We start from the raw sequence: 18,302 nt of genomic DNA, 5'->3' as shown, positions 1-18,302 counted from the left end.
ACGCCCCGGCGGGCGGCTCAGACCGCCGGTCCGCCGAATTCCCGCACGGCGTCCTCGACGATGGTCTCCAGCCGCTCGTGGTGCGCCCCGCGCCAGTACACGCGCTCGCAGGCGGTGCACTGCGCGAAGACGTCGTACGTCCGCCGCGTCCCGTGCTCCAGCCGCTCCGCGACGGTGTCCTTCTCGGCCTCCGCGAGCCGCCCGTTGCAGGCGGTGCACCGCGTCCACGGTGCGAGCACCGGCATGAAGCGGCTCAGGACGTCGCGCAGTTGTTCGTCGGGGCGGTCGCTGTAGACGTAGGCACCGGCCCATATCTCGCGCCGACGCAGCAGTCCGCGGTCACGGCTGAGCAGCACCCTGCGCTCCGCCGCGGAGAGCGCCGCGAGGGCGGGGTCGCCGATGTCCTCGCTCTCGTAGGCCGCATCGACGCCCAGAAGGCGCAACCGGCGTGCGAGCGTCCCGAGATGCACGTCGAGGAGGAAGCGCAGCGGCGCGCCGGGCACCTGCTGCGGGCGCTCGACGGGGCGCACCTCCACGGATTCCCCGGCCGCGGGGACGTGGGCCGCCCGGGCCGGGCGGCCGTCGACGAGCAGCCGGCCGACCTCGGTGAGCGGAACGCCCAGCGACTCGACGACGTGGCCCAGCGACGACGACGCGTCGATCGCGACGGGCGCCCGCTTCCGCCGAAGCTCGGAGTTGACGAAGAGCTGCAGCTCAGGGGCGACGGTGACATGGATTTCCGGTCTCACGCCGTCAGCATGCCACTTGCGGGGGCGTGCTCCCGTGCCGGGGCCGGGTGCGGTCGCGGGGGAGTCTCCGCCGGCCCGGGCCCGGCCCCTCTGGCAGGGGCCGGAGCCGGGAGGCGCCTCGACGGGACGTCAGGACGGCAGGACGTCAGGAGGCGCTGGGCAGGGCCGGCACTTGATGGGTGGGGCAGGTGTAGCCGTTTCCGTGGAGGTAGCTCCAGCCGAGCTCCTTGATGTGGGGCGTGGCCGTGTACGTGTGGTGCAGGAGGTGTCCCCACAGGTCGTCGTCGCGCGAGGGGCCGGGGTCGGGGATGACGAGGTCGAAGGTGGTGTGCGTGGTGCAGCCGTGGTGGTCGCACGCCAGGTAGAAGCGGACGGGTCCGGGAGTTTTGCCTGCAGTGGTGAGGCTCATGAGTGCAACTCTCGGGGGACGCACCGGGCGGAGGAGGGCGGATCCGCGGATCTCTCCCCCGCTCCGGTGACGCAGCGTGTGACAGCGGCCGAGGCCGGGTAGTCCTCTTCCCCTGGCGCACCTTCGGTTTTCGCCGCTGTCCGCTCAGGAGTTCTGGCGGGTTGATTACTGTACGTAGGGGCGTAACGGTGTAGCGGCGTAGGCGCGTAGCTGCGCGGGGATTTCCGTGGCGGATGCCCCGGCGGGACGGCTACTGGCGGACCGTCCAGTGGTCGTTGGCGCCGGCCTGGAGGAACTTCAGGGGCGGGCAGAGGAAGTCACGGCCCTGGGGGCTGGTCTCGGTCCACGGCGAGTCGGCCGGCCGGGCGGGCTTCCACGTCCCGCGGCTGCGCAGCGCGACGGAGCTGGAGTCGAAGACGGTGTTCCTGGCCTCGCTGCAGTAGTAGCCCGTGCCCGTCGCGGGGTTGACGCTCGCATAGATCTCGAACATGTCCCAGCCGTGCGCGAGCCCGCTCCGGTCCTTGCCCGCGTTACGGAAGAGCAGGTCCCAGCCGGCCGTACGGTAGTTGTAGAGGTACGCGGACCACTGGTTCGCCGAGGCGTCGTCCTGGACCATCTGCACGCTGTAGGCGGGGCGCCCGGTCGCGCCGTTCGTGTACGTGGAGAGGAACGCGGCGTCGACGGCGAGGACCTTGGCGGGCCCTCCGGGGCTGGAGCACCAGTCCCAGGCCCAGATCTCGTTGCCGCTGCTCCAGTAGGCCGTGACCACTTCCATGCACGAGTTCTGCGCCTTGGTGGTGGGGGAGTAGGTGAAGTTCTCGCTGTCCGAGACGCGGTAGGAGGCGTCGACGCTGTGGGTGGCCACGATGCCGTCGTGGGTGCCGGGCTGGGGGAAGACGCCCCACCAGTTGTGCGTGAGGTCGGCCTCGGGGGTCGCGGTCCCGTCGCGGGCTGGGCGCGCGTGGTTGCTCAGCGAACCCGCCGACGTGGCGGCCCGGCGGCCCTCCGCGAAGATGCGGACGGCCCGGTCGCGGGCGGTGGAGTGGCCGGGCGCGCGGGCGCCGGCGACCGTCCCCCGGTGCGGGGCGCCGGGGGAGGGGGTGGGAGCGGGGTCCGCGGACGCCGCCGGCTGCACCGGCCGGGGGTGGGAGGCCGCGGGTGCCGCGCTGCCGAGGGCGGCCACTGCTGCCAGGGCGGACAACGCGGACAGCAGGGCCGCGGCGCTGCGGGTGCGCGAGCGGCGGGAACGGGATCTCTTCATGGCTCCTCCGGGCAGGGCGCAGGGGAGTGCGGTGGGGGGGGTGGGAGCGCGGCGCCGCCGGGGGCGGCGGCCGGGGATTGGACCGGTCCAAGCGGTGAGAATGTCCATGACAACCTCTGAAGTGTCAAGAGATAGAGGGGCCCTGGGACTCACAGGGACTCATGGGGACTCACGAGGCGAGGGATGCCGGGCGGGGCCGGTGCGGCAGGGCGGTGCGGCGGTGCGGCAGGCGGCGCGGGCCCCGCCGGAGCCCGCGCCGCCCGCCCTTCCGGTTCCGCCGGCGCTCAGTCCAGGATTCCCTGCAGCACCCCGCCGACCAGGCCCGCCAGTCCGCCGACGACACCGCCGACCGTGTGCACCAGACCGCCCAGCAGCCACGTGACCACCGACAGCAGCCCCGAGGACTCGCGGCGGTCGAACCGGTCGCCCTTGCGCCCCGGGCCGCGGGCCAGATCGGAGACGTCGACGCCGTCCTTGGCCAGGTACGCCGTGGCCGCGGCGGCGTCCGTGGTGGCCGTGGTCATCTTCTTCACGTCCGGCCGGGCGGCCTTGGCCTGCTCGGCCAGCGCCGCCCGGGCCCGGTGCAGTTCCTCCAGGTGTCCCTTCAGTGCCGTGCACGTCTCGCCCTGTTCCGCGTCCCCGGCCGGCCCGGCCTCCGGCGCGGCCGCGGAGCACTCCTCGACGGCCTCCGCAGCCCGCTGCCCGATCACATTGCGATCGATGGCCCGGGCCCCGCCGGCGGCCGCCTCGCGCAGCGCCTCGGGGTCCGCGGCCGACGGCTTGAGCACCACGGGCGTCGTGGGCGGCATCGGGGGCGGGAAGCCGGCCGACGCGCCGGCGGAACCGGCCGCACCCAGGGTCAGCGCACCACAGAGAACACCGGAGACCATGAGAGCGGTTCTGCGGGAAGCACCCATGAACGAACTCCTTCGGGCAAGACGGGTGATCTTTACGCTCACCTTGCGCCCGGCCCCACCACCCCGCAACCCGGCATGAGCCGACGGCGCCGGTGCATCCCCGGTCCGGGAGGCGCGCGATCGTATAGAGCTACGAGCGGAAAAGCCAATGACGACCACGCGTGAGTGAAAGCGGCCCCGACGTCCTGGCTCCGCGCGTCATCGCAGGGCAGGCTGCAGGGCGCACCACCCCCGCACCACCCCGCTCCTCCCGTGCCCCACCCCGTGCACACGCCCCGCTCCCTCCCGCCGACGGAATGAGCCCCACGCCCCCATGCCCGACAGCAACCGATCCGCCGACCTCTTCGACAAGCCCCTGGCGTCCCCCTTCCTGCGCGCCGTCCACGCCACACCGGTCCGCCCCTACTACCGCCCCCTCCACGCCCGTGACGGCGAGGCCGTCATGGACGGACGCCAGGTCGTGATGGCCGGCTGCAACGACTACCTCGGCCTGGCCACCGACCCCAGGGTCACCGCCGCCGCAGGCGCCGCCCTCCGCACCTACGGAGCCTCCTGCTCGGGCGCCCGCACGCTCAACGGCACCCTCCCGCTCCACGGCGAACTGGAGGCCGCCGTAGCGGACTTCCTCGGCACCGAGGACGCCGCAGTGGTCACCACGGGCTTCCAGTCCAACCTCGCCCTCGCGGCCCTCTTCGGCGCCGGCGACGTCGTCCTCAGCGACAACGCCAACCACGCCTCGCTGATCGACGGCATCCGGCTGGGCGCCGCCCACCGTCTGCGCTACCGCCACCGCGACCCCGTACACCTGGAGCGGCTGCTCACCGACGCCGACCCCGCCGCCGCCAAGGCCGTCGTCACCGACGGCATGTTCTCCATGGACGGCGCACTCGCCCCCCTGCCCGCGCTGACGGCCGCGGCCCGCCGCCACGGCGCCCGCACCATCGTCGACGGCGCCCACGACATCGGGCTGCTGGGGCCCGCCGGGCGCGGCGCCGCCGAGCACTTCGGCGTCCACGACCGGGTCGACCTCTTCACCGGCACCTTCTCCAAGTGCTTCGGTTCCACCGGGGGATTCCTCGCCGGGCCCACCCGCGTCATCACCTATCTGCGCTACGCGGCCCGGGCCATCCTCTTCTCCGCCTCCATGCCCCCGCCCGCCCTCGCGGCCGCCATGAGCGCCCTGGAGATCAGCATCGCCGAGCCCTGGCGGCGCCACCGCGTCCTGACCCTCGCCGCCCGCCTCCGCGAACGACTCTCGGGCCTGGGCTACGACACGGGCTCCGCAGCAGTCCTGGGGGAGAGCGACGCGGGACCCGCCGGGCCCGTCATCGCCGTCCGGGCCGGGGACGCCGCCGCCTGCGTCGGGCTGTGGCAGCGCCTGCTCGACGAAGGCGTCTACACCAACCCCGTCGGCCCCCCGGCGGTACCCGAAGGGTGCTGCATCATCCGCGTCACCCTCCAGGCCACCCACACCGACACCCATGTGGACCGCATCGCCGACGCCTTCGCGGCCGCCCGCCGGCTCACGCCCGCCCCCGCCGTCCCCGTCCTGGCCCGCCCCCGCCAGGCCCCCGCCCCGGAGACCGCACGATGACCGACCCCACCATCACCCCCGTGCGGGGCCGCGCAGCCACCACGGCCTTCATCCGGCTGCCCTACAAGCTCTACCGCCACGACCCCCACTGGGTCGCCCCTCTCGAGCACGACCTGCGCGCCTGCCTCGACCCCCGCCGCAACCCCTTCCACACCACCGGCACCGTCCAGCTCTTCATCGCCCACCGGGGGCCCGTCCTCCTGGGCCGGATCGCCGCCCACATCGACCCCCGCTTCCAGCAGCGCCACCGGGCGGGCACCGGCCACATCGGCTTCTTCGAGTCCGTCGACGACCCGGCCGTCGCCGGTGCGCTGTTCACCGCCGCCGGCCGCTGGCTGGCCGAACAGGGCGCCGACCGCATGCTCGGACCCCTGAGCTTCACCACCAACGACGAATGCGGCCTGCTCGTCGACGGGTTCGACGGGCCGCCCACCGTCCAGATGCCGCACAACCCCCCGTACTACTCCGAGCTGTTCACCGAACACGGCTTCACCAAGGCCAAGGACCTCCACACCTTCACCGGCCCCGTACCGCAGGACGGCGAGGCCCCCGCCGTCATCCGCCGCGCCGCCCGGCGCGCGCTGGCCGCCCCCGGCGTACGCATCCGGCCCCTCGACCCCCGCCACTACGACCGCGACCTCGCGGCCGTCCAGCGCATCTACAACGACGCCTGGGCCGAGAACTACGCCTCCGTGCCCCTCACCGACGCCGAGTTCAGGCACCTCAGCCGCCGCCTCAAGCCCCTCATCCAGCCCGACCTGCTGCAGATCGCCGAAGTCGACGGCGAACCCGCCGGGTTCACCCTCTGGCTCCCCGACGCCAACCAGGCGCTGGCCGCGGCCCGGGGCCGCCTCACCACATGGGGCCTGCCCCTGGGACTGATCCGGGCCACCCTCGCACGCCGCCGCATCACCCGCACCCGCGCCTCCACCTCCGGCATCACCAAGGAACACCGCGGACGCGGCCTGATGGCCGCCCTCTTCTGCCGGGCCCAGGAGGCCGCCGCCCGCCTCGGATACACCGAGAACGAGTACTCCTGGATCCTGGAGGACAACCAGGACGCCGCCCGCTACGCCCGGGCCATGGGCGCCGTCCACACCCGCACCCACCGCCTCTACCACCGCGCCCTCGCCGTCACCCCCGCCTCCCGCCCGGCCACCGCCCGATGAGATACGCCGTCACCGGCGCCACCGGATTCATCGGCACCCGTCTCGTCGCGCACCTGACCGCGCTCGGCCACGACGTCACCGCGCTCGTACGCGACCCCCGGCGGCCCGTCCCCGGCGCGCGCACCGCGACCGTCGACCTCGTCACCGGCACCGGGCTCCGCGAGGCCACCGCCGACGCCGACGTCGTCGTCCACCTCGCCGCCCTCACCCACGCCGCCGACCCCCAGGCCCTCACCACCGTCAACACCGGAGGCACACGGCGCCTGGTGGCCGCCCTGGCCGCCCAGCCCCACCCGCCCCGCCTCGTCTACTGCTCCTCACTGGCTGCCAGCGGTCCCGGACGGCTGCGCCACGAGAACGACCCGCCCGCCCCCGTATCCGCCTACGGCCGCAGCAAACTCGGCGGCGAACAGGCCCTGCAGGAGGCCGACACCCGCCTGCCCGCCCTCACCGTGCGGCCCCCCATCGTCTACGGGCCCGGCGACCGCCACTTCCTGCCGAGCCTGGCCGCGGCCGCCAGGACGGGACTGCTCCCCGCCGTCGGCAGGCGCGGGCCCCGCCGCTACTCCCTCCTGCACGTCGACGACCTGTGCCGGGCCCTGCTCGCCGCCGCCGAATCCGGCACGCCGGGCGCGGTCTACCACGCAGGCGACGGCATGGAACACCTGTGGAGCGACATCGGCGCGGCCGTCGCCGCAGCCATGGGCCGCCGCCCGCCCCGGGTGGTGCACCTCCCCGTCCCCCTGGCCCTGGCCGCCGCCCGCACCCTGGGCCGCACCGGCATCCTCAACCCGGACAAGGTCGGCGAGGCCCGGCACCCCTCCTGGACCACCGCACCCGGCACCCTTCCCACCTTCACCCCCCGCATCACCTGGCCCGACGGACTCCGCACCACGCCGAGTCCCGCACCCCTCGACATCCGGAGCAGCACATGACCGTGCGCCGACGTCTCTCCCCGTACGAACGCGTGGTCTGGGCGGCGGGCGAAGCACTGCCCGCCACCGTCGTCGCAGCCGTCCACGTGGAGGGACGAACCACTCCCGGCCGGCTGCGGCACGCACTGGCAGCCGTCCGCACGCGGCACCCCCTCCTGGGCGCCCGCGTGGAGCGCACCGGCCCCTGGCGGGCCTGGCTCACCACACAAGACGTGCCCGAAACGCCCCTGCGCGTGGTGCGCGCCGGCGCCGGACGGACCCTCACCCGCGTGATGGAGGAGGAACTCCAGCGCCCGTTCGACCCCGCCACCGGCCCCCTGGCGCGGTTCGTCCTCATCGACGGCGGGACGTCGTTCGACCTGATCGCCGCCTTCCACCACGTCGTGGCGGACGGCCATTCCGCCGCCATCGTGATCCGCGACATCCTCGAGCACCTGGCCGCACCCGCCACGGAACAACCGGCGGTCGCCGCGCCGCCCGCGGACGGTCTCCTGCCCGGACCTCGTGTCCGCCCCTCCGACCTCGTCAAGCTCTCCCGGTCCCTGCGCATCCCCGGCCAGGCCACCGGACCGGTCCGGGCCTGCGGCCCCGCCACACCGCTGACCTGCCGCACCTGGACGCTGGACAAGGCTGAGACGACCGCGCTGCTCGACCGCTGCCGCGCCGAGCAAACCACCGTGCACGCCGCCCTCTGCACGGCCTTCGCCCGGGCCCGGCAGGACTCCAGGCCCTCCCGTCTCGCTGTCGCGGCAGACCTGCGCCGCATCCTCGTGCCCGCTCCCCAGGAGTCCGTCGGCCTCTACGCCGCCAGCTTCGTGCTCCCCGTCGAACCGGGACCACACGACGGCTTCTGGCACCGGGCCCGTGACGTGAAGGAGCGTCTGCACCGCCGTCTGCACCCGGATGAACTGCGCCCCCTCGTGGCCGGTTTCCGGCTCATGCCCCTGCCCCACAAGATGATCACTGCGCTGCTCCACCGCAGCGAGAAGAGAGGGGCGCGCTTCGACGTGGCGCTCAGCAACATCCGCATGTCCATCCCGGACACCTACGGCGACCTGCGCCTGACCGCCTTCCACGGCGTGGCCCACACCAGCCTCTCCGGCGCCCCGCTGGTCATCCTGATCGGCTTCGGCGGCCGGATGTTCTTCAGCGTCACCTCCACCGACCCCGATGCGGCGGGCCTGTGCGAGAGAGCCATGACCCACCTCAGGGCGGCAGTGGCACCCACGGCTCTCGGGACGCTCGCTCTGGCCCGCCCCGAGAGCTAGCGGGTGCCGGCCGAGAGCCGGCGGGTGCCCGCCCTCGCCCCCTGACGCGCGTGGTCAGTGGGCGCCCGCGTACACCCGCGTCGCGAACTCCGCGATCTGCTTGTCGGAGAGGTTCTGTGCGAGGTTGGCCTCCGAGATCATGCCGACCAGGCGGTGTCCGTTCTGCACGTCGATCACCGGCAGCCGCTTGATCTGGTGCTGCTCCATGGACGACAGGGCGTCCGTCGCAGGGGCGTCCGCGTCGATCCAGTGCAGCTCTCCGCCGAGCGAACCCGCCTCCACACTCGCCGGATCCACGCCGTCGGCCACGCACTGGACGACGATGTCCCGGTCGGTGACCAGGCCCTGGAGCCTGTCGTCGTCACCGCATATGGGCAGCGCGCCCACGTGCAGCTCGCGCATCATCTTCGCCGCGTCCAGCAGCGATTCGTGCTGGCCGACGCACTTCGCGCCCGCCGTCATGATGTCGCGGGCCTTGAGCGGCTTGTTCCGTGCCATGATCGCTCCTCCCGTCGTGGCAGGTCTGCTCCCTCCATCGCAACACGGATGGCCACTCGACGCCATGCGCGCACCGATCAGGCCGTGCCGTCCGGCGCCGGAGCCGCTGCGTCGCGGCCGGCCACGTGCTGCTCGAACGTGCTGATCTTTCCGTCCAGCATGCCGGGCATCCCCGGCCAGAGGTCGGCTTTCAGGACGAGCTGGACCCGCGGCGCCCTCGCGGCGACGGCCTCCGTGGCCCGCCGGACGACGTCCATGACCTCCTCCCACTCGCCCTCGATCATGGTGTACATCGAGTCCGAGCGGTGCGGCAGCCCGGATTCGCGGATGATTTTCACGGCGTCGGCGATTTCGTCGCGAAAGCTCTCTCCGACGCCGACGGGCGTCAGGGTGAAGGCGATGAGCACGGTGTTCTGCCGTCCCTTCTCTTCTTCTCATTTCCCCGCGCGCGGCGAGGCGGCCGTGGTCGCGTGATAGGCGGACGCGACGAGCAGCAGGTGGTCGATCTCATGGGTCAGGCTGCGTGCCGAGGACCGGGCGTCGTCCCCGGCCGCGGGCCCGGTGAGGTTGGCGGTCTGGGCGTGGGGCTTGAGCCCGTCGTGCTTGTTCTGCAGCGCCGCCGTGAGCCAGCACGCCGTGATGTGCGCGTCCACCAGGTGTTCCGGCAGCGCCTGCCCGCCCACGCGCACGCGGATGGAGTCGAGGGTGGCCGGGGGAATGTAGTTACGGAGGACGATCATGGCGTCGCGGATCTCGATGACCCGCCGGTAGAGACGCAGCTGAAGGGGGACGGCCGCCGCGCCGATGCGGTTGGCAGGCCGCAGGACGACGTCCGGCGTATGCGTGGTCAGGTCCTGCCACAGCTGTTCCAGACCGCGGTAGGACCTGCGGTACTGCAGGTGGGTGCGCAGCCGGGCGAACACCGGCAGCGCCACGCCGAGCGCCATGAACGCCGCCTCGGCCCCGGTGACGGGCGAGAACAGCGGCGCGAACACCGGCGAACGCGTCTGGAGATAGACGATTTTGAGTGACCACAGCGCGGAAGCCAGCAGGATGCCGGTGCCGAACAGGCGCAGCCCGTAGCGCAGGAGGCGCGGCGTGCCGTGCCGGCCGTGGCTCCAGCACACGAAGCCGCACAAGGTGTCGGCCGTGAGGTGGAAGGCGAAGAAGACCCACCAGTAGGCGTCCGGCACACTCGCCGTGCTCCGCGACGGCGCGATCTGATTGCGCGCGTGCGGCGGCCCCAGCACGTCCAGCAGGACGAGGGCGGTCATGACGGCGGCCGCCGTGCCGAACAGCAGGTGCGTGTGACGATGGCGGCCGGCCGCCCCGTGGATGAACCACAGGACCGCCGCCGCGTCGACGATGCTGAACAGATGGGTCGTCAGATCCACCCAGTGCGCCCCGGGGACGATGCGCGCCAGTACGGCCGTCACGGGTTCGAGGTGCAGGGACATCGCCAGGGCGATCATGACGACGGCGAACCACAGGGGCCGCTGCTCGCGGTGCCGGACGGCCTGCGGAGCCCTGACGACGGCCGCGGTCCACAGGGCGGCGATGCCCGCGTTCTCTATCCAGGTGAGCACGACGCCCCCGTCGGACGGCCCACCCGCAGGCCCATCGCCGACTCCAGGCCGCCGAGCATCCCCGACAGCAGCGTGGGCGCGGGCACCCGCCCGGCCGCCTCCAGGATCAGGGTGGCGATCATCTCCGCCTCCTGCTCCTGCTCGTCGCCGTAGCGGATCCGCGGCAGGACCCGGCGCACCGAATGGGGATCGGTGATGTCGAGATGGCGGTGGAGCCGGGTGTCGTCGAGCGCGGAGCGGTGGTTGCACACCAGGTGCCCGATCTCATGGACGATGATGTGCTCCTGGTGCAGCGGGCTGGTCTGCCCGTCGTAGAGGATGAAGTCCTCGGTCTCGACGGACAGCAGCATTCCCGACGGCGTCCCGGGGACGGTCGGTGTGGGCAGAGCCAGTAGACGCAGCGGCCGGTCACGTTCGGCGGCCAGGCGTTCGCACAGGTCCTGTGCGGAGAAAGGGTCCGGCACAGGAATCCGGCCGATCACCTTCTGGCATCGGCGGCGCAGATGCCTCCAGTGCATCTCAGTCGCTTCTCCCGCGGTCGTAGGGACGGGCGGGCACATGACCCGGTAGCCGCGCCGGGTCACCGCGGCCCCCCGGAGGAGGCGGCGGGCCGGCGGGCCGGCACTGCATACCCCAAGGCGGTCAATGGCAGCACCACGAGCCCCCCTCGCACATATGCCCAAGCCGCCTGTGATCGTAGATCGCCGCGCCGCGTCACGCCAGGGTTGCGGAACGTTGCCGGCGAAAGCGGCCGGGTAGGGGCGGACGGGTGGCTGTTCGAGCGTGCCGCGACCGGGTGTTCGAGCGTGCTGCGACGGCTACTTGAGCGTGCTGCGACGGCCGTAGCGGCTGCTGCGGAGGCGCTGGGCGATGCGGTGGAGACGCGGGTAGCGCTCGCGCTGCTCCCGGGAGTGGCGGTCGAGTTCCTCCGTCAGCCGCTCGGTGCGCTTCTCGACGTCGAGCTCGTCGAGGATGCGGTCGATCTCCGCGAGGAGCGCCCCGTGCAGCTGCCATTGACGCGGGTGCTCCTGCACCTGGTGGAGGAGGAGGTCCGCGGCGCGGTCACGGGTGGTCCGGGCGGCCTCCAGCTCGCGCGTGAGGTTCTCCTCGGCGTGTTCGGCGCTGGCGGTGACGTGTGTCGTGATGACGACGGCGAAGTTCTCGACCGCCAGGGCCATGTTCGTGAAGACCTCCCGGAGCGCGGCGGCGGTCTCTTCGGGGAAGAGCGATTCCTCCCTGCGGTGGCTCGCGAGGTCGGTGAGGGTCCGGCAGGTCACGCGCAGCACCACCGCGGTGATCTCGAGCGCGTCCAGCCCGGTGCGCAGCACGACCCGGTAGAGGAGCCCCTCCTTGACGCGCGGATTGAGGCGGAGGCTGTCCTCGGCCTGGCGCAGCGAGGCGTCCACCTGGACGATGTCGTGGTCGAGGCGCCGGGCCGCGTGCAGCCGGGCCGCGGCCTTCTCCACGGGGGTGTGCCCGCTGATCTCCTCGCCGATGTCCTGCAGGAGCCGGCGCATCCGGCGGGCGAGATCCTCGATGGCCTCCCCTGCCGGCTGCACCCATACCGGGGGGACGAGCAGGACGTTGAACAACATCCCGACGACCGCGCCGATCAGGGTCTCCAGCACCCGGTCCCACGCCGTTTCCGCGACCTGCGTCACCCCGAGGACGAGCATCGCGCTGATCGCGACCTCGGGGACGAATTCGCCCGCCTTCACGAACCGCCCGATGACGAGGGAGGCCAGGATGATCAGCCCGAGGCTCCACCAGGACAGCCCGACCAGCACGCTGAAACCGATCGCGATCAGGACGCCGGCCACGACGGAATTGACCCGGCGCACCCCTGTGGTGAGCGTGGCGTACAGGGTGACCTGGACGACCAGCAGCGCGGTGAGCGGCGCGGTCAGCGGGGCCGGTTCGCTGCTCAGCTCCAGCGCCACGACATAGGAGATCACCGCGGCTGCGGTGGACCGGACGGTCTGCACGACCGCGGGCTCCCTGCCGCGCCTCACCAGCATCGTCAGGGGGTCACGAAGCCCGGGCACACCGGAGTCCCTTCCCTTTCCCGCCCGCCTGTGAGCCACCGGTGCGCCACTCGGGTGGCGGGCGGGGGCCGGGGGAGAGCGGCCGGTGCGTGATGGCAGGATTCCGGCCATGACTGAACATCAGGGTTTTCTTGCCGGTAAGTGTGTTCTGGTGACGGGGGCGAGCAGCGGCATCGGCGCCGCCGCGGCGAAGGTGTTTGCGCGTGAGGGGGCCGCGGTGGTGCTGACGGCACGCCGGGGCGAGCGCCTGGAAGCGCTGTGCGAGGAGATCCGCGGGGGCGGTGGTGACGCCGCATTCGTCGTGGGCGACCTACGAGATGAGGGTGACGCGCGGCGGGCGGTGGAGTTCGCGGTGGAGCGGCACGGGCGTCTCGACGCCGCGTTCAACAACGCGGGAATCGGCTGGGACCAGGAGCCGATGCACCTGATGAAGGACGACGCCTACGACGCGATCATGGATACGAACGTGCGAGGTGTCTGGAACGTCATGCGGCACGAGCTCGCGGCGATGGTGGAGTCCGGGGCGGGCGGTTCCATCGTCAACAACAGCAGCGTCGCCGGGATGCTGGCGATACCCGCCGCCGCCCCGTACATCGCGTCGAAGCACGCGGTGATCGGGCTGACGAAGGCCGCTGCGGCGGAGTACGCGCCGCACGGCATCCGGGTGAACACGGTCGCGCCCGGGACGACGCGGAGCGAGATCATCGCCGGCTGGTTCGAGCGGAACCCGCACATCGAGCCCGAGCTCCACCGCCTGACGCCGCAGGCGCGCACGGCCGAGCCGGCCGAGATCGCGGAGGCCGCGGCCTGGCTGTGCAGCGACCGGGCGTCGTTCGTGACAGGCGCGGTCCTGCCGGTGGACGGCGGATTCACGATGGTGTGACGCGGCGCGGAGCCCGGCGGCCCGGTCCGGCCGCCGGGCTCCGCCCGTGTTCCGCTGTGTTGCGCTGTGGTCCGCCCGGCCCGTCAGGCGACGGGAGCAGGCGCGGGCGCGGGAGCGGTGTGCGTGGTGGTGAAGACGGGCTCGTCGTTCTGGTACCCGACCGTCGTGCGGGTGACGGTGCGCGAAGCCGTGCGGGTGTCGATCGTGATGGTGATGGGGGCGTCGAACTCCGCGTACCGGTGGAACGTGGTGTGCGTCGTGGTGGGCTGCGGACGGTAGGCGCCGTCGTCCACAGCGGACGGGTCGCAGGCGCACGAGCCGGTGCCGGCGGCGGCACCTGAGGACGTGCCGGTGCTGCCGACGGGCTCGGTGATGGTGTACGCGGCCTGGGTGGCCGCCTCGATGAGCACGAGACCGGGGACGTGGTCGACGGCGTGGTCGTAGAGGACGGTGTTGTCGAAGGGGTGGCGCAGCTGCCACGTGCGGGGCTGCGCGGTGGGGCTGAGCACGACCTCGTCGGCCGTGGTGCGACCGGCCTGCGCGGGCGGGAGCGGCGGTGTGACGGGCGGCAGAGTCGTGGGCGGCCGGTGGTACGCACCCCGCAGACGGCGGTAGACCGCCGGGGGAATCCACTCGAAGGCCGTCTCGCCGGTGGCGAGAACGGTTTCGGCGGTGTCGCCGGGCTCGCCGGTGGACCCGGAGGTGGACCCGGCAGCGGTGATGGTCATGCGGAGGTGGAGGGCGGTGGTGCGGTTGTTGCGCGTTGTGGTGGGGGTGGCCGTGATGTTGATGTGCAGCGGTGTCGCCCGGTGGGTGTCGACGACGGCATCCGGGTTGAGGGTGTAGGAGAAGGTGCGCAGGAGAGTGGCGTGGTCCAGGGGTGCCGCGTAAGAGGTGTGGGCGAGGAAGAGGCCCGCCTGGCGAATGGTCTGGGCGACCACGAGGGTCTCGTAGTGGGTGCCGTGGTCCGGTATGCGGTGGGTCGTGTGGGCGGGCCAGAGCGCGGAGACCGTGTAGTGGGTGGCATCCTGCTGTTCGCAGCCGGTGAGGTACACGGCGTCGTCGAAGCTCAGGTGGACCAGCTCCTTGGCCACGCGGCCGCCGCCGTCGGCTCCGGGGCCGCCGGAGGCGTCGCCGGCGCCGCTGCCGCCGCTGCCCTCCCGCGTGGTCTCGGCGCTAAGGTCTGCGGCTGAGGCGTGGAGCCGGCCGGACGCGTCGATCTGATCGGCCTGCACTCGGATGTTCCGGCACGGAACGGACCGGTCGGCGGGCTGCGGGGTGCTCTCGTCGGCACGGGGAGCGGGGCTGAGCAGGATCTGAGACACGTCTCTCCTCGGAGTGGATTCGTGCGTCCCGGTGGTTAGCCGGCTCGGTGATAAGATACGTACTATCCGGTTTGCTTTTGGGTGGGTGGCAGGGTATGAGGGCCGGTCACCCGGTGGGCCGGGTGAGGAAGACCCCGGATTCGCCGCACCGGGGCGGACTGTGGATGTCGCCGGGTGAGCGGTCTTGTGGCGGTTGACTGTCGGTGATCGGGAGGTAATCAATGGCGAAGCAGGCACGGGCGATTCATACGCGCCGTCTCATCCTTGAGGCGGCAGGGGAGGTCTTCGACGAATACGGGTACGAGTCGGCGACGATCGCGGAGATCCTCGGACGCGCGGGCGTGACCAAGGGGGCGCTGTATTTCCACTTCGCCTCCAAGGAGGAGCTGGCGCGCGGCGTCCTCAGTGAGGCTCTGACCACCGAAGGCGTCATGCCCCAGGAGTCGCGCCTGCAGGAGTGGGTGGACGTCGGCATGGTGCTGGCGCACCGGCTGCCGCGCGAGCCGCTGCTGAGCGCTGCGATCCGGCTGTCGGCCGACCGCAAGGCGCGGGACCTCTTCGGCACGTCCTGGCCGGCGTGGATCGCCTTCATCGCGGGACAGCTGGCCGCGGCGAAGGAGCAGGGGGAGCTGCTGCCCCACGTGGACGCGGACCGGATCGCCACGCTGTTCGTGAGCGCCTGGACGGGCGTCGAGGTCCTGTCGACGGCACTCGACGGGGGCGACTCCCTGGAGGAGCGGGTCGCGCTGCTCTACGACACGATGCTGCCGGGTGTCGCGGTGCCGGGTGCACTGCGGGCGCTGGACACGGCCCCGGACCGGGGGACGAGGGTCTGGGAGGCGCACCAGGCCCAGCGCGAGCAGGAACGCCGTCAGGAAACGGCATCCGCCGCCTCCTGACGACCGAAGTAGTGGCCCGGCGGTGACGCCGGGCGCGTAGAACGCGTAGAAGATGTGCGGGCGGCGGGCTGTGCAGGACCGCTGCCGCATGGAGTGGCGAGCCCTCCGCCCTGCCACGGGTGACGACGTCCACGCTTTCCCCCTGTGTCCTATGGCCGATGCCGGCGCGGGCGCGTGGTGCCATGGGTACGAGCCCTCCTCGTTACCCCTGCGCGGCATCGAAAAGCTGTCCCGGAGCCGCTGCTCGTGACAGTGAGGCCCTCGGGTGATCCGACGTCAGGGACGCTAACAAACCGGCCATCCTGTTTGTCAAGGGTCGACGGGAATCCCATACGTATCGAGTGACCTGGGCGAATGTCTGGCCGGGGCGGCGATCGAGCTCGTCTGCGTGAGAAACCGCATGGTTGGTTTCTCTGTGTCTTTCCGGGCACGGCAAAGGCCCGCAACGGACATTGCGGGCCTTGTGGTGGCGGTGCCGTGGCCGCCGGTCTCTTTTTCGGGAGGGTGCTGCGGGAGCTCAGCCGCGGAGCGCGTGGGCCGCGGCGGGCCGGTCGGCAGTGGGGCCGGTTGCGTGGATGACGGACTCCGTGCCGGCGGGCTGCAGTTGGGCCAGGGCCTTGGGTGTGGCCAGCTGCGGCAGCAGAGTGTGCCAGAGGCCGGTCAGGGTGTGACGTGAGAGCCAGGTGCGGTCGTGACGCGCCAAGGCCTCGAATCCGGCGGTCGCGCCAACGACCGCGGCGGTCAGCTCCTCGCGCACGGCCTGCGGCGGCGTCTGCCCGTGGGTCGCCGACCGCTCCAGCGTGTGTCGTACGCACTCGAGCCATTCCTGGCGCAGATTCGTCTCGGAGTGGTGTGCGGTACGGCAGTTGAGGTGAAAGCCTGCGCGCACCACGACGTCCCACCGCAGCTGCTGGGCGATGACGTGCGACGAGTCGATGAGCGCCTGCAGGGGGGAGGGGCTCTTGCGGTGGGCGTGCCGGGTCAGGGCGTGCAGGGTCCGGGCGGCCTCGGACTCCACCGCTGCGGCCATGGCGGCCTTGGTGTCGAAGTGGAAGTGCAGGGCGCCCGAGCTCACCCCGGCGCCGGCGCTGATGCCGGCGAGCTTGGCGCGGGTGTAGCCGAACTGATCGAAGGCCTGGGCTGCGGAGCGGATCAGTGCGTGCCGGGTGTTCATGGCCCGTTCTTGCTTCGTCACCGGCAACTCCTGGAGGACGACGTCATGAGCAACATGAAACCAACTAACTGGTTTTATTTCTACTGTCGCCGCCCGAGATGCTCCTTATGTGGAGTATCTGGCGCTCGAAGGTCCCGCACGGCCTGTACCTCTCATGTTGCGTACTGTGGCGACCGGCGAGGTGGTGGCGGTCGGGTTCCCCTCTTGTGAGTGCTCATAAACCCTCTTTTTGTGAGGCAAGTTGACCCGGATTCCCGGTCGGCGCCATCCGTTGATGACCGATATGAGGCTTCTGTGGGTGGAGGCATCGCCTTGCCCTATAGCCCGTTGACAAACCGACAGTCCGGTTTGTACTCTCACAGTGAACGGTTGTTCGCGGCACCGTCGCCGCGCGGACGTGCAGGAGCAGCGATGAATCAGCAGGTCGGCACTCTCCTCGACGCGCACCCGGGCGAGGGTCCTGGGGGCCGTGTGCCGCGGCCGAGGGCGGAACACCCCGCGGACCGATCCCCTGCCCTGGCGCGGCTGGGTGAGACCCTGCGGATCCTCGTCATCGAAAGCGACGCGCACGTCGGTGAGACACTCACCCGAAGACTGCGGCGCCACGGCTATGAGACCTTCTCGGTCGCCACCGGGGAGGCGGCCCTCGACGAGTACCGTTCGGCGGACCTCGTCCTGCTGGATCCGGAACTGCCCGACCTGGACGGCCTCGAGGTCTGCCGGGCCATCAGGGCCGCCAGCGAGGTCCCCATCATCGCGGTGAGCGCCGTGGCCGGTGAGCTCGACCGGGTCCTCGGCCTGCAGGCCGGCGCCGACGACTACGTCGTCGAGCCCTACGGCTTCCGCGAGCTGACGGCCCGTATCGAAGCCGTCATGCGCCGTGCGCGCCCCGCGGTGCGCCCCACGGCGCAGGTCATCACCAGCGGGCCGCTGACCATCGACCCCGACCTGCGCGAAGTGCGCCTGGGCGGACGCCGGATCGACGTCACCCGCAAGGAATTCGACCTCCTCCACCTGCTGGCCTCCCGGCCGGAGAAGGTCGTCTCCCGCAAACAGCTCATGGCCCAGGTCTGGGAGGACTCCTGGTCCCGCCCCGGCCGGACGATCGACACCCACGTCAGCAGCCTGCGCGGCAAGCTCGGATCCGCCGACTGGATCATCACCGTCCGCGGCGTCGGCTTCCGCTTCGGGCAGGCCTGAGCCCGTCCCCTCCCGCCGGCCTGACGACGCCGCCCCGCACACGATGACCTCATCGATCACCACTCGACCGTTCTCTGATTAGGTCTACCGACATCCGATGACTTCCGATCGTCTTTTGACTTCCGATCGTCTTTGAAAGAGGACATCCATCGTGCGCAAGGTGCTCATCGCCAACCGTGGCGAAATCGCTGTCCGCGTAGCTCGCGCGTGCCGGGATGCCGGGATTGCCAGTGTGGCGGTCTACGCGGATCCGGACCGGGACGCGCTGCATGTCCGCGCTGCTGATGAGGCGTATGCGCTGGGCGGTGACACCCCGGCGACGAGTTACCTCGATGTGGCCAAGGTGCTTGCCGCGGCGGCCGAGTCGGGGGCGGATGCCATTCACCCCGG

Annotated in this window: 19 protein-coding genes; 8 read left to right on the top strand and 11 right to left on the bottom strand. The window is 71.9% G+C overall.

Annotated elements, in window-relative coordinates; genetic code table 11:
• Positions 1-17 precede the first annotated feature (17 nt).
• The 4 genes from IE241_RS17070 to IE241_RS17055 all read right to left on the bottom strand — a co-directional run bounded on the left by IE241_RS17070 (position 18) and on the right by IE241_RS17055 (position 3,336).
• Complete coding sequence (locus IE241_RS17070; RefSeq protein ID WP_190022622.1) at positions 18-749, bottom strand: Mut7-C RNAse domain-containing protein; 732 nt, start codon at positions 747-749, stop codon at positions 18-20.
• 145 nt (positions 750-894) lie between these two features.
• A complete protein-coding gene (locus IE241_RS17065) occupies positions 895-1,158 on the bottom strand; it encodes a hypothetical protein (RefSeq protein ID WP_190022621.1) in 264 nt (87 codons plus the stop codon).
• 250 nt (positions 1,159-1,408) lie between these two features.
• Positions 1,409-2,419 (bottom strand): carbohydrate-binding protein, encoded by a 1,011-nt coding sequence (locus IE241_RS17060; RefSeq protein WP_190022620.1) that lies wholly within the window; start codon positions 2,417-2,419, stop codon positions 1,409-1,411.
• Between the two features lie 284 nt (positions 2,420-2,703).
• Positions 2,704-3,336, bottom strand: coding sequence for a hypothetical protein (locus tag IE241_RS17055; protein WP_190022619.1), 633 nt, complete (start codon positions 3,334-3,336; stop codon positions 2,704-2,706).
• Between the two features lie 313 nt (positions 3,337-3,649).
• Here IE241_RS17055 and IE241_RS17050 point away from each other — a divergent pair, with 313 nt between their 5' ends.
• From IE241_RS17050 to IE241_RS17035, 4 genes are read left to right on the top strand one after another with little or no spacing between them, the layout of a single operon-like run.
• A complete protein-coding gene (locus IE241_RS17050; protein WP_190022618.1) occupies positions 3,650-4,930 on the top strand; it encodes an aminotransferase class I/II-fold pyridoxal phosphate-dependent enzyme in 1,281 nt (426 codons plus the stop codon).
• Positions 4,927-6,099 carry a GNAT family N-acetyltransferase gene (locus tag IE241_RS17045; RefSeq protein ID WP_190022617.1) on the top strand — a complete coding sequence of 391 codons (1,173 nt, stop codon included), beginning with the start codon at positions 4,927-4,929 and terminating at the stop codon, positions 6,097-6,099. The genes IE241_RS17050 and IE241_RS17045 overlap by 4 nt, the downstream gene beginning before the upstream one ends.
• Entirely contained in the window at positions 6,096-7,034 is a 939-nt protein-coding gene (locus IE241_RS17040; RefSeq protein ID WP_190022616.1) for an NAD-dependent epimerase/dehydratase family protein, read from the top strand. Before IE241_RS17045 ends, IE241_RS17040 begins: the two co-directional genes overlap by 4 nt.
• Positions 7,031-8,302 carry a condensation domain-containing protein gene (locus tag IE241_RS17035; RefSeq protein WP_190022615.1) on the top strand — a complete coding sequence of 424 codons (1,272 nt, stop codon included), beginning with the start codon at positions 7,031-7,033 and terminating at the stop codon, positions 8,300-8,302. Before IE241_RS17040 ends, IE241_RS17035 begins: the two co-directional genes overlap by 4 nt.
• A 54-nt stretch (positions 8,303-8,356) precedes the next feature.
• Here IE241_RS17035 and IE241_RS17030 read toward each other — a convergent pair whose 3' ends face one another.
• The 5 genes from IE241_RS17030 to IE241_RS17010 all read right to left on the bottom strand — a co-directional run bounded on the left by IE241_RS17030 (position 8,357) and on the right by IE241_RS17010 (position 12,404).
• A complete protein-coding gene (locus IE241_RS17030; RefSeq protein ID WP_190022614.1) occupies positions 8,357-8,800 on the bottom strand; it encodes a CBS domain-containing protein in 444 nt (147 codons plus the stop codon).
• Positions 8,801-8,877: 77 nt separating this feature from the next.
• Positions 8,878-9,207, bottom strand: coding sequence for a thiamine-binding protein (locus IE241_RS17025; protein WP_190022613.1), 330 nt, complete (start codon positions 9,205-9,207; stop codon positions 8,878-8,880).
• Positions 9,208-9,234: 27 nt separating this feature from the next.
• Entirely contained in the window at positions 9,235-10,386 is a 1,152-nt protein-coding gene (locus IE241_RS17020; RefSeq protein WP_190022612.1) for an MAB_1171c family putative transporter, read from the bottom strand.
• Positions 10,371-10,904 (bottom strand): M48 family metalloprotease, encoded by a 534-nt coding sequence (locus tag IE241_RS17015; protein ID WP_190022611.1) that lies wholly within the window; start codon positions 10,902-10,904, stop codon positions 10,371-10,373. The genes IE241_RS17020 and IE241_RS17015 overlap by 16 nt, the downstream gene beginning before the upstream one ends.
• A 300-nt stretch (positions 10,905-11,204) precedes the next feature.
• Positions 11,205-12,404 carry an FUSC family protein gene (locus IE241_RS17010; protein WP_190022887.1) on the bottom strand — a complete coding sequence of 400 codons (1,200 nt, stop codon included), beginning with the start codon at positions 12,402-12,404 and terminating at the stop codon, positions 11,205-11,207.
• A 136-nt stretch (positions 12,405-12,540) separates the two neighbouring features.
• On the opposite strand from IE241_RS17010, the gene IE241_RS17005 reads away from it, so the two are divergent.
• Positions 12,541-13,314 carry an SDR family NAD(P)-dependent oxidoreductase gene (locus tag IE241_RS17005; RefSeq protein ID WP_190022610.1) on the top strand — a complete coding sequence of 258 codons (774 nt, stop codon included), beginning with the start codon at positions 12,541-12,543 and terminating at the stop codon, positions 13,312-13,314.
• An 83-nt stretch (positions 13,315-13,397) separates the two neighbouring features.
• Here the strand turns inward: IE241_RS17005 and IE241_RS17000 are convergent, their stop codons facing one another.
• Positions 13,398-14,639 carry a ScbA/BarX family gamma-butyrolactone biosynthesis protein gene (locus tag IE241_RS17000; protein WP_190022609.1) on the bottom strand — a complete coding sequence of 414 codons (1,242 nt, stop codon included), beginning with the start codon at positions 14,637-14,639 and terminating at the stop codon, positions 13,398-13,400.
• 221 nt (positions 14,640-14,860) lie between these two features.
• Between IE241_RS17000 and IE241_RS16995 the strand changes: the two genes are divergently transcribed.
• On the top strand, positions 14,861-15,538 hold the full coding sequence (locus tag IE241_RS16995; RefSeq protein WP_190022608.1) for a ScbR family autoregulator-binding transcription factor: 678 nt from the start codon (positions 14,861-14,863) through the stop codon (positions 15,536-15,538).
• 517 nt (positions 15,539-16,055) lie between these two features.
• Here IE241_RS16995 and IE241_RS16990 read toward each other — a convergent pair.
• Complete coding sequence (locus IE241_RS16990) at positions 16,056-16,733, bottom strand: ScbR family autoregulator-binding transcription factor (protein WP_190022607.1); 678 nt, start codon at positions 16,731-16,733, stop codon at positions 16,056-16,058.
• A gap of 390 nt (positions 16,734-17,123) precedes the next feature.
• On the opposite strand from IE241_RS16990, the gene IE241_RS16985 reads away from it, so the two are divergent.
• A complete protein-coding gene (locus IE241_RS16985) occupies positions 17,124-17,912 on the top strand; it encodes a response regulator transcription factor (RefSeq protein ID WP_190022606.1) in 789 nt (262 codons plus the stop codon).
• A gap of 151 nt (positions 17,913-18,063) precedes the next feature.
• Positions 18,064-18,302, top strand: a 239-nt coding sequence (locus tag IE241_RS16980) for a biotin carboxylase N-terminal domain-containing protein (RefSeq protein WP_308433712.1), incomplete at its 3' end; no start/stop codon positions are given.

This window comes from Streptomyces hiroshimensis (assembly GCF_014650335.1).
GTDB lineage: Bacteria > Actinomycetota > Actinomycetes > Streptomycetales > Streptomycetaceae > Streptomyces > Streptomyces hiroshimensis.
The sequence above is the reverse complement of the archived record's forward strand: the minus strand, read 5'-3'. Positions and strand labels throughout refer to the sequence as shown.